General features: G+C 63.2%; 6 protein-coding genes and 1 pseudogene. 4 read left to right on the top strand and 3 right to left on the bottom strand.

Going from position 1 to position 11,439, the window contains the following annotated elements; genetic code table 11:
* Positions 1-9 precede the first annotated feature (9 nt).
* The 4 genes and pseudogenes from X727_RS01000000164620 to X727_RS152900 all read left to right on the top strand — a co-directional run bounded on the left by X727_RS01000000164620 (position 10) and on the right by X727_RS152900 (position 4,160).
* Positions 10-1,273 (top strand): annotated as a pseudogene (locus tag X727_RS01000000164620) (ABC transporter permease).
* A 4-nt stretch (positions 1,274-1,277) separates the two neighbouring features.
* Entirely contained in the window at positions 1,278-2,093 is an 816-nt protein-coding gene (locus tag X727_RS152890; protein WP_196814994.1) for an ABC transporter ATP-binding protein, read from the top strand.
* A gap of 14 nt (positions 2,094-2,107) precedes the next feature.
* Positions 2,108-3,481: an MlaD family protein gene (locus tag X727_RS152895; protein WP_023834146.1), complete on the top strand. Its 1,374-nt coding sequence runs from the start codon at positions 2,108-2,110 to the stop codon at positions 3,479-3,481.
* Positions 3,462-4,160, top strand: a complete 699-nt coding sequence (locus X727_RS152900) for an ABC-type transport auxiliary lipoprotein family protein (RefSeq protein WP_023834145.1) — start codon at positions 3,462-3,464, stop codon at positions 4,158-4,160. The genes X727_RS152895 and X727_RS152900 overlap by 20 nt, the downstream gene beginning before the upstream one ends.
* A 34-nt stretch (positions 4,161-4,194) precedes the next feature.
* On the opposite strand, the gene X727_RS152905 is transcribed toward X727_RS152900, so the two are convergent.
* From X727_RS152905 to X727_RS1000000165575, 3 genes are read right to left on the bottom strand one after another with little or no spacing between them, the layout of a single operon-like run.
* Positions 4,195-4,947, bottom strand: coding sequence for an RNA ligase family protein (locus X727_RS152905; protein WP_245265833.1), 753 nt, complete (start codon positions 4,945-4,947; stop codon positions 4,195-4,197).
* Between the two features lie 6 nt (positions 4,948-4,953).
* A complete protein-coding gene (locus X727_RS1000000168975) occupies positions 4,954-5,400 on the bottom strand; it encodes a hypothetical protein (protein ID WP_245274157.1) in 447 nt (148 codons plus the stop codon).
* Complete coding sequence (locus tag X727_RS1000000165575) at positions 5,385-11,177, bottom strand: kinesin (RefSeq protein ID WP_245274156.1); 5,793 nt, start codon at positions 11,175-11,177, stop codon at positions 5,385-5,387. The genes X727_RS1000000168975 and X727_RS1000000165575 overlap by 16 nt, the downstream gene beginning before the upstream one ends.
* Between the last annotated feature and the right edge of the window lie 262 nt (positions 11,178-11,439).

The raw sequence follows: 11,439 nt of genomic DNA, 5'->3' as shown, positions 1-11,439 counted from the left end.
CAGGACGCCATGTTGACCATCGGCAAACGCGACGCAAGCGGCAACGCCGCCAAGGAGGCCGACCACCAGCCCCGCGTTGCGGTCGGCGAGGAGGGCGGCGTCCTCGGCTGCGCTTTCTCCGGCATCTGGACGACGACGACAGTGGCGCTGATCGACGCCGAGATGCGCAAGATCGAGCAGCGCAAAGGCTTCCAGACGCTCGCTTTGGATCTTTCCCACATCGAGAAGATGGACACCGCCGGAGCCTGGCTGATCGATCGCCTGGTCAGTGTCTTCGAAAAGAAGGGTGTCGAGATCAAGATGCAGGGGCAAAGCGATGTCGCCTCGATCCTGCTCGGCGCCGTTGGCGAAGCTGTCCGGCGCGAGCCCGAATCGCGCGGCGTCCGGCGCCCCAACATCATCCTCCGCGGGCTGGAGGCGGTCGGCCGCCGCATCTATGAGATGCGCGACGATTTCCTCGCCTCGATGAACATCCTCGGCGCCACCATCGGCGGCGCCCAGATGAAGCTCGGGCGCGGCCATGCCATCAATCCGGCGGCGATCTTCAACCAGATCGATCGCATGGGGGTCGGCGCCATCCCCGTGGTGGTGCTGATGTCGGCGATCGTCGGCGCCATCGTCGCCCAGCAGGGCGCCTACCAGCTCAATTATTTCGGCGCCAACATTTTCGTTGTCGATCTGGTCGGCGTGCTGATCCTGCGCGAGCTCGGCGTGCTGATGACCGCCATCATGATCGCCGGCCGTTCCGGCAGCGCCATCACCGCCGAGATCGGCTCGATGAAGATGCGCGAGGAGGTCGACGCGCTGAAGGTCATCGGCCTCAACCCGATCGGCGTGCTGGTNGATCGGCTCGATGAAGATGCGCGAGGAGGTCGACGCGCTGAAGGTCATCGGCCTCAACCCGATCGGCGTGCTGGTGTTTCCGCGCCTGGTGGCGCTGGTGATCGCGCTGCCCTGTCTCACCATCGTCGCCAATTTTGCCGCTCTTGGCGGCGGCATCCTAGCCGCCTGGCTTTATTCCGGTATTGCGCCGACGGCCTTCATCGACCGGCTGCGCGGGGCAATCGATATCAGCACCATCTTCGCCGGGCTGATCAAGGCGCCGTTCATGGCCATGATCATCGGCACCATTGCTTCCGTAGAAGGCATGAAGGTCGGCGGCAGCGCCGAATCGCTGGGTCTGCACGTCACCGCCTCGGTTGTGAAATCGATCTTCGTTGTCATCATCCTCGATGGCCTTTTTGCCATCTTCTACGCATCGATCGAGTTTTGACATGATGCGCAGAAACTCAAAGGCGACCAAGGCTGTGCAGGGAATGGAAGAAGACGATATCGTGCTGTCGGTGCGCGATATCACCGTTGCCCTGGATGACAAGCTGATCCTCGACAAACTGGCGCTCGACATCAAGCGCGGCGAAATCCTCGGTTTCGTCGGCGCCTCGGGCGCCGGCAAATCGGTGCTGCTGCGCACGATTCTCGGCCTGCTGCACAAGCAGTCCGGCACGATCAAGCTGTTTGGTCTCGACCTCGAAAAGGCCAGCGACATCGAGCGGTTGCGCATCGACATGCGCCTTGGCGTGCTTTTCCAGCACGGCGCCCTGTTTTCGGCGTTGACCGTGCAGGAAAACGTGCAGGTGCCGATGCGCGAATATCTCGATCTGCCGAATAAACTGATGGACGAGCTGGCCTTGCTCAAGATCGAACTGGTCGGCCTGCCGCCGGACGCCGCGCAAAAATTTCCCTCGGAGCTTTCGGGCGGCATGATCAAGCGCGCCGCCCTGGCACGGGCGCTGGCGCTCGACCCCGACATCGTCTTCCTCGACGAGCCGACTTCCGGCCTCGACCCGATCAGCGCGTCCGAATTCGACGAACTGGTGGTCAAGCTGCGCGATACGATGGATCTGACGGTCTATATGGTGACGCACGATCTCGACACGCTGTTTACCGCTTGCGACCGCGTGGCGGTGCTCGGCAACAAGAAAATCCTGGTCGAAGGCACGATCGACGACATGCTGAAAAGCGAAGAACCGTGGGTCAAATCCTATTTCCGCGGAAAACGCGCTCGGCAACTTGATCTTGCCGCGCGCGCATAGACATAAGTGGGGCAATGGAAACCAGAGCCAACTACGTAATTGTCGGCATTTTCACCCTGGCTGCGATCCTGGCGGCGTTCGGGTTCGTCTATTGGACCGCCCAGATCGGTGATCGCGGCGAGACGGCGGAGCTGCGCGTGCGCATTCAGGGTTCGGCCTCCGGCCTCGGCCCCGGCAGTCTGGTGCTGTTCAACGGCGTCAAGGTCGGGGTGGTCAAGCGCGTCTATTTCGACCGCAATGACCCGAATGCCGCCATTGCTACGACCGAGATCGACCAGACAACGCCGCTCACCAAATCGACGCAGGCCGATATCGGCATCGCCAGCCTTGCCGGCCAGGTCAACATCGAATTGAAGGGCGCCGATCCCAAGGAACCGAACCTGCTGGATGAGGCGGCAAAGGAAGGCAGGACGGCCGAGATCATCGCCAATCCGTCAGCGGTCACCAACCTGCTGCAGACGGCGCAGAACATCTTCACCCGCGCCGACAAGGTGCTTTCCGACCTAGAAGGGTTCACCAGGGATGTGCGCGGGCCGCTGACTCAGACCGTCAAGAACGCCCAGACATTTTCCGATGCGCTGGCCAGGAATGCCGACGGCATCGACAAGTTCCTGACCGCCGTCAGCGCGCTGTCGGACGAGTTGAAGGGTGTTTCCGGCAAGCTCGACGGCACACTGAAGGCTGCCGAAGGCCTGCTCAATGCCGTCGACAAGGACAAGATCAAGAGCATCGTCGCCAATGTGGACGCCGTCACCGCCAATCTGAAGGAGACCAGCGGACAGCTCGACGGCGTGATCAAGAACGTCGATACCGCGGTCGGCTCGGTCAACGATTTCGCCAAGCGCACGCAAGGCACGCTGGCAAAGGTCGACAATGTGCTCGACGGCATCGATCCGGCACAAGTGCGCGTGGCGCTCGCCAACATTCAGAAGGCCAGCGAAAATGCCAACAAGGCCGCCGCCGACATCGCCCAGGTGACCGACAAGTTCGCCGACCGGGCCGACGACATCGACGAGACGATCAAGGACGCCAAACAGCTTGCGTCGCGCCTCAACGATGCCTCGGTGCGCGTCGACGGCATCCTGAAAAGGGTCGATACGCTGCTCGGTTCGGGCCAGGCCGACGGCGTCATGGCCGATGCCAGGGACACGCTGAAGTCGTTCAAGCAGGTCGCCGACACGCTGAACGCCCGGCTTGGCACGATCACCGACAATATTGCGCGCTTCTCGGGCCAGGGCCTATCGAATGTCGAGGCGCTGGTCCAGGACAGCCGGCGTTCGATCAGCCGCATCGAAGAGGCGGTGACCGATCTCAGCCGCAACCCGCAGCGCATCCTGTCGGGCGGCGACGGCGAGGTCCGGCAGTTCGATGGCAGGGCACGGCGTTGACTTCCGTGCCTGCCCGCAGCAATTACATGGACCGCGGATGCGGATTCATCATACGATCCGGGGACAGTGGGGATCACGCGTGACGTTCGGATTGGGTGGGTATAGATCGGCAGTCGTTTTGCTTGGCTTGACGCTGGCTGGTTGCGCGGCATTGGGAGGCAAGCCGGCGCCGCTCGATACGTTCGAGCTGTCCGCCCCGTCGATCGACGCCCGTGGCCACAGCCGCCGCCAGATCCTGATCGCCCAGCCCTCCGCGCTCAAGGCGCTGGACAGCCAGAACATCGTCATCAAGCCGTCAGATCGCTCGATCCAGTATCTCAAGGGCGCGCAATGGGCCGACCGGCTGCCGCTGATCGTGCAGGCGAGGCTCGCCGAAACCTTCCAGCGCTCCGGAAGCTTTGCCGGCGTCGGCAAGCCGGGCGAGGGGCTGGCGATCGACTACCAGGTGATCGTCGAGATCCGCTCCTTCGAAGTCCGCGTCAATGGTGGCGAGCATGCCGAGGTCAATCTCTTCGTGCGCATCCTGAACGACCGCAACGGCGAGGTGCGCGCCTCGAAGAGCTTCACCGCATCCGCTCCCGTCTCGGGCAGCGGCAATCCGGCCTATGTCAGCGCGCTCGACAGCGCCTTCGGCGAGGCGGCGAAGGATATCGTGGGCTGGACGGATTCGGTGATCTGAGCGAACCCGGCGAGGCGCTTGAGACCCAGGAACCTTAGCCGCCTGCCAGACGGTTGGTGACCAGTTCTGCCTTCATCCAGTGGGTTTCACTCTGGACATGTCCTGCCCGTACATATTTGCCCATGCGAATGGGCATGTCTGCCTCAGCAAATGCTTCGGCAACCCTAGCCACAAAGCCTTCTTGCTTGGCCTTATCCAGGGACGCAGCCAGATTGTCGAAGAGGTTGGGGCTGAAAGGCCCACGATAGAGCGTGGGAACAGGAGTGATGCCCAGTTCCTCAAACCGGGCCAGGGTCAAATCCCACGGTTGAATCTCGGTCCCGATGATCCATGCAAAGCCAAGAAAAAATGACGGCAGCGCATCATACGCAACCGAATGTCGGGCATAGAGGTTCTCGCCGACAATCCGTTCATCGTCAGCAAGTTGCGGTGAAACATTTGCTGCAAATGCCTTCAGCCAGTCTCGGGATGGATGATAACGGCTATCGGGACTGCGCGCGTGAGAGCCATCGCGATGAAGGGTTGTGTTCTCTCGATCCATCTTCTCGGTGACCACAAGATCAGCCACCCTTAGTCCTTCAAGCGACGCCATGACCTTGTCGTCGCTGGTGGCTCCGACCGATATCGGCAGATGAAAGGTGCGACCGTATTTCCTCATGCTGGAGGCATAGCTTGCAGCCCATCGCGCCAGCAAGGGCAGCCTGAGTTCTTTGCGCTCGTCATTGTTCGATCCATGACAAACGAAAAAGGCGGGAAATTTCCCGCCTTTTTCATTTTGATGCAGCAATCGTAGCTAGTGCAAACGGCCGCTCGCATGGGCCAGCATGGTGTAGACCTTGCCGGTGTCCGACGTCAGGTAGGTCTGCGCCATGATGTTGTCGCGGTCGTTGCGCGAGACGTCCTTGAGCAGCTTCTCGAAATCGTCGCAGTAGCGGTCGACGGCGGCGCGGAACTCCGCCTCGGCCTGATATTTGCGGCGGATTTCGTCAAAGGTCTGCTGGCCCTTGAGCGTGTAGAGGCGGCGCGTGAACACGTCACGCTCGCCGCGCCGGTAGCGGTTCCACAGCTCGATCGAGGCGTCGTGGTCGATCGCCCGGGCAATATCGACCGAGAGCGAGTTGAGCGACTCCATGACATGCAGCGGCGAACGCTGGGCGGGAGTTGCGCGCGGTGCTTCCGCGGGCGCAGCCGGCCTGGCGACTTCCTCCTCGCGCGATGCCCCGGTCAGGAGATCGCGCACCCAGCCGCCTTGCGGCGTGCGGGCGTTGGCGTCGCGCTGGCGCGGTGCTTCGGCGGGGCGTTCGATATCGAGCGTGCCACGCAGGCCGCCGAGCGGCGCCTGCGGAGCAGGGCGTTCCGGCTGTGGCGCCGGCGGCGGGCGGCGTACCGGCTCNGGCGTACCGGCTCGGCCGGGCGCTGCACTGGCGCCTGCGGCGCCGGGCGCAGGGCGCGCGGTTCGGCATTGTCGCCGCCGCGTCCCGATTTCGCAACGATATCCGAAAGTTCCTTGAGCGCGTTGATCTGCTCGGCAACGGCACGGCGGATCGCCGAGGTCGATTCCTTGGCCTCTTCCGGCATCTCGATGACGCCCTTCTTGAGCTCGGCGCGGGTGAGGTCGAGCTCGCTCTTGATCGAGCTTGCGGTGCGCCGCATCTCCTCGGTCGCATCGGCGAACCGGCTGGTTGCCGAATCGACCACTTCCGTTATGGCGATGCGGATCTTGTCGGCTGATGCCAGCGTCTTGCCTTCGGCATTCTGCATCGTCTGGCCGACAAGGTTTTCGAACGAACGCATCACCTTCTCGAGGTCTTCCGACTTCTTGACAAGGCCGACGGCGAGATCTTCGAGCGAGGATTGCCGCTCAAGCGTGTGCTCCAGATTGCTCTGCGCCGAGCTCAACAGATCCGAAGCCGAGGACAGCAAGCGGCTGTGCTCGTCGAACTTGGTGGCGATCGAGGCCACTTCGCGCAGGGTCGACGACGACAGTTCGGTAAGCCGCGTCGTGTTCGAATCGACCAGGCGTGCCGAGCTGGCGAAGGTCTGCGCGGCCTTTTCGGTGGTTGCCGCGAAGCTTTGCGTGCTGCCGCTCAGACGTTCGTCAACCTGGCCGAGGTTGATCGCCGCCTGTTCGATCAGCTCACCAAGCTGCGAGCTGGAGACGCTCATGCGGCCGATGAGGTCGGCGACGCTATCGGCGAGCGACGAGCGCGCGCCTTCGACGGCCGACAGCGTTTCGGCGGTGCGGCTGGCGAGCGCGTTGACGAGGGCGGCATTTTCGCTGCGCAGCTTCTCGGTCGCGCGTTCGGTGACCTCTTCCATGCTCTTTTGCAGTTCCGAGCCGCCCTGGGCGAAGCGCTCGACCAGCGGCCGCGCGGTTTCGTCCAGGATCTTCGCCATCTCGGCCGAACGCGCCGCCAGCATCGTGTTGAGCTCGCGGGTATTGGTGCCGATGGTCTTGGCAGCGTCGTTGGTGCTCTGGCCGATGTGCTGGCCGACCGCGGTAAAAGTCTCCGCAATCGTGTTGGCGCGCGAGATCAGCTGAGCTTCTGCGCTGGAAACCTGCTCGTTGAGCTTCTGGCCCATTGTCTCCGTCGTATAAAGAAGGCGGTTCTCGACGCTGGCGACCTGTTCCTCGACGCGCGAAGCTGCGGACGCAACGCTCGCGGCCAGCCGCTCGTCGGCCCCGGCAAGAGCCTGCTCCATCTCGCGGGCGTGGACGGCAAGTTCCTGGCCGGTCTGGCGTGCACGTTCGGCAACACGCTGCTCGGTGCTGGCGAAGGCGCCAACGATGTTGTCGGCATGCTCGCCGATCGTCGAAGTGGAGTCGGCGATGCGCGACACCAGGCGGTGATCGGCCTCGTCGAAGATGCGGCTGATCTCGGTGGCGCGGGCTGACAGCGCGTCCGAACCCTCGGCGATGCGCGAGATCAGCTGCTGGTCGGCGGCGTCGAAGATGCGGCCAAGGTCGGAGGCGCGGGCGGCCAGCGCTTCGGCGGATTCGCCGATGCGCATGCTCAGCCGCTGGTCGGCGCCCTCGAAGTTACGCAGGATGTCGCCGGCGCGGTCGGCCAGCGACTGCGCCGTCTCGACCGCGCGGGCGACCAGCTTCTGGTCGGCGGCGTCGAACGTGCCGGCGATCTCGCCGGCGCGGGCAGCCAGCCGTCCGGCCGTTTCTTCGGCGCGGGCGAGCAGCGAGTTCGACGTCTCGTCATGCCGGGCAAGCAGCACGCTCGTTGTGTCTTCGGCGCGAGCAAGCAAGGCATTCGTCGTATCCTCGGCGCGAGCAATCAGGGCGCTCGATGTGTCCTCGGCACGGGCGTGCAGACGGCGATCCGCGTCCTCGAAGGTGCGGGCGATGTCCTCGGCCCGGGCCAAAAGGGCGGCCGAAGTCTGCTCGGCACGCTCGGCGATCTTGCGGTCGGCGTCACTGAAGGCAGCACCGGCCTGTTCGTGCAGCGCGCTGGTGACTTCCATCACCTTCTCGCGCAGCGCGCCGGCAACGAAGACGGCGCTCTTTTCGAGCACGCTGCGGACATTGTCGACACCCACCGACAACGCGCGCTCCATGGTTCCGGCGCGCTCTTCGATGATGCCGGTCTGCTTGCTGAAGGCCTGCTCGATCTTCTCGACATCGGCAGCGATTGCCGCCGAGATATCGGTGCTTCTGCCGGCAATCTGGTCGATATGGCCCGACAGCGAGCGGTCGACATCCTTACGTATGTCGGCGAGCTTTGCCAGATCGTCTTCCAGCGCCTGGGTCAACATGTTGCGGCCTTCGGCCAGCTTGCCGACATGGCCGGCGATGATGTCGTCAACCTCACCGCGGCTTGCCGACAGCTTCTGCAGGTCGGCTTCCAGCGCACGCTTCAAGATGTCTCGGCCCTCGGCCAGCTTCTCGACCTGGCCTGCGACCAGTCCGTCGATGCTCGACCGGCTCTCGGCCAGCTTGGCGAGGTCGTCCTCGAGAGCCTTCGACAGCGTCGCGCGATCCCGGACGAGCTTGTCGCTGTGACCCTCGATCAGGCTGTTGACATTTTCCAAATCCGCTTCCAGCACCCGCGCGAACTCGCCACGGTTTTCGCTCAGCTTCTGCGACTGGTCGGCAATGGCGCTCCTAATCGCATTGAGATCGGCTTCGAGCGCCCGTGTGAGGATGTCGCGGCCCTCGGCGAGCTTCTCGACCTGTCCGGCGACCAGCCCATCGATGTTGGAGCGGCTCTCCGCCAGCTTGGCGATGTCGTCTTCCAATGCCTTTGAGAGCGCCGAACGGTCCTGGACGAGCCTGTTTTGATGATCGGCCATGATGCCGCTGACATTGTGCAAATCGTCCTGAAGCGCCTGAGATAGCGTCGAACGATCCTGGACAAGCCGGCTCGAGTGGTCGGTGATCAGGCTGTTCACATTCTGAAGGTCATCCTTAAGCGCCTGGGATAGCGTCGAACGATCCTGAACAAGCCGGTTCGAGTGGTCGGCGATCAGGCTGTTCACATTCTGCAGATCGGCCTCCAGTGCCCTGGAAAGCTGACCGCGCTCTTCCGCCACCTTGTCGGAATGACCCGCGATGGCGCCCTTGATGGTGTTGAGGTCGGCTTCGAGCGCGCGCTTAAGGATATCGCGCCCCTCGGCCAGCTTTTCGACCTGGCCGGCGACCAGCCCGTCGATGCTCGACCGGCTCTCGGCGAGCTTGGCGAGGTCGGCCTCGAGCGTCTGTGACAACAGGCCACGATCGTCGGCAAGCCGGCTCGAATGGTCGGAGAGCAGGCCCCTGATGCCGGATAGGTCGTTCTCCAGCGCCTTGCTGAGTTCGGTGCGGTCCTCGGCCAGTTTCGCCGAGTGGTTCTCGATCACGCCCTTGATGCCGATAATGTCGTTTTCGAGCGCCTTGGTCAGGATGGCGCGGCCTTCGGCGATCTTTTCAACCTGGCCGGCGACCAGCCCGTCAATCGAGGCGCGGCTGTCGGCGAGCTTGCCGAGATCGGCTTCCAGGGCGCGCGACAGAATGTTGCGGCCTTCGGCCAGTTTACCGACATGTCCGGCGACCATTTCGTCAATGATCGTACGGGCTTGCACAAGTTTTCCGGAGTCTTCATGCAAAGCCTGGTTGAGCCGGTTGCGGCCTTCTTCAAGCCGCTCGAGATGGCTGCCCAGCGACGCGTCAATGGCGGCGCGCGACTCGTTGACCTTGCGCAGATCCTCTTCCAGGGCGCGCGAGATCAGGTTGCGGCCTTCGGCCAGCTTCTGCACCTGGTTGGTTACGGCCGCATCGATGCCGGCACGGCCCTCGGCGAACTTCGCCAGGTCCGCCTGCATGGCAGCCGCCATGCGTTCGCGGCTTTCGGACAGCTTGCGGCTGTGGTTTTCGACGGCGTCCTCGATGCCGACACGGGCATCGGCAAGACGCTGGATGTCGGTGTCGAAGGAGCGCGACACGACATGGCGGGCGGCTTCCATGCGGCCGGCGAAATCGCTGGCGCGGGCTTCGAGCATCGACGAGGTCGACGAGACGATGTCGGCCATGTCGGCGCCGATCTGGGTCTTGCCCTGATCGATCATCGCAGTCAAATGATCCTTGCTCTCGGCAAAGGTGTGGGCGATCTCGCGGGCGCGCTCGACCAGCGTTTCGTTGATCTGGCGGGCGCGCGCCTCGAGCGCGGCGTTGAGCTTCTGCGTGCCGGTATCGAGTGCTTCGGCGCGGGTCTGGAATTCGCTGATCAGCGCCTGGCCGCGCTCGGCCAGCGTCCGCTCGATGCCGTTCAGGCTGGACTCGAATTCCGAGCTCAGGGTGCGGGCGGCGCCGCCGAGCAGCGACACCATACCGGTGGTGCGGTCGTCGAGCAGGTCGGTCAGCGACCGGGTCAGGCCGTCTGTGGTGTCCGTCAGCTTGGCGATGCGGGTGTCGAGCAGCGAAGCAAAGGCTTCGCCCGATGTCGACAGCCTGTCGGTGATTGAATCCAGCCGGGTTTCGACGGAATCGAAGATCGACATCGAGCTTTCATTGATGCGGTCGATCAGCGTGTCGCCGGAATTCGTGATCGTCATCGACAGCTTGGTCGACGCGTTGAGGATAGAGTCGCGAATAATGTCGGAGGCGGCGCCGATCTCGTCCTTCAGCGTTTCATGCGCGCCGGTGATCGAGGCGCGCACGCGCTCGGCATGAGTGACGACGGCTTCGCGCTCGCTGCCCAGCCCGTCGACCAGCGACCGGATGCGCGATTCATTCTCCGAATAGGAGCGTTCGATCTGGTTGACCTCGCTGTGGACCAGCGTTTCGAGCTCGACGGCGCGCGCCAGCGTGCGCTCAATGCCTTCGCCCATCGCCGCCACTTCACGGCGAACGGCCTGGCCGATCATCATCACGCGATCCTGGGCGAGGTTTTCCGGCTCCGCCAAGCGGAAGGCCACCTCCGTCATCGACTGCGCGGCAATGCGCATTTCCTGCGCGCGGCGGATCATCGCCGCGAAGGCCCAAAACAGGACGACCGGTATGATTGCCGCGATCGCCAGGCCGATCAGTTCAGGGCGGGCCAGGATTTGATCGAACGTACGAATTTTCCAGATGCTGGGGCCAAACAGCAGATTGGCGAGGCCGCCGGCGCCGGCGATCCAGGCCAGCGACACGAACGCCACGACCCAATAGATCGTGCTCGACGCGCGCCGGTTGAGGCTGTGCAGCAGCGTCTTGTAATCTTTTTGGCGGTCATCGTTTGCCGGCTTGAAGCCGGCTGGCTGAGCGCTGTTGCGCGATTCGACCGGCCGCAGCTCGGCGGGCTTGGCTGCCGGCTTCGCACTCTGGTTTTGTTGGACGGGCGCGTTTTGAGCGGGGGCGGGCTTCTGGGGGCGGCCTTCGCGCGCCAGTTCGTCCGCGGCCTGCGATATCTGCGCTTCCAGATCTTCCATCGACGCCGCAATATCGAGATCGCCGCTGCCGTCTCCGCTGAGATCGAGGTCTAGTGCCTTTTCGAGTTCCCTGGCTACGTCGCTGTCGAGAGTTCTGGTCGTCGTTGGTTTCTTCGCCATGCCTTCGCTACCCTGTACTAGCTGCCGAGGGACTTCTTATTTTTGCCTGATTCTGGCTCGTCTTATCCCACGCAGGAGGCTGAAAATGGACCTTCGTATCGTAATGACACACAGGGGTAAAGAAAACATGCATTCCGCGAGATACGTAAAACTTTAAATATAAGGTTAACGACAACGTGATCTAACCGTCTCAACGGCAACAATTTTCCAGCCCAGTCATTAACGCGTTGGCGACGGAAATCGCCTAGTTTTTTCGGCGATC

The sequence above is a fragment of the Mesorhizobium sp. L103C105A0 genome, assembly GCF_000502215.1.
Classification (GTDB): Bacteria; Pseudomonadota; Alphaproteobacteria; order Rhizobiales; family Rhizobiaceae; genus Mesorhizobium.
This window is presented reverse-complemented; position numbering and strand designations above follow the sequence as displayed.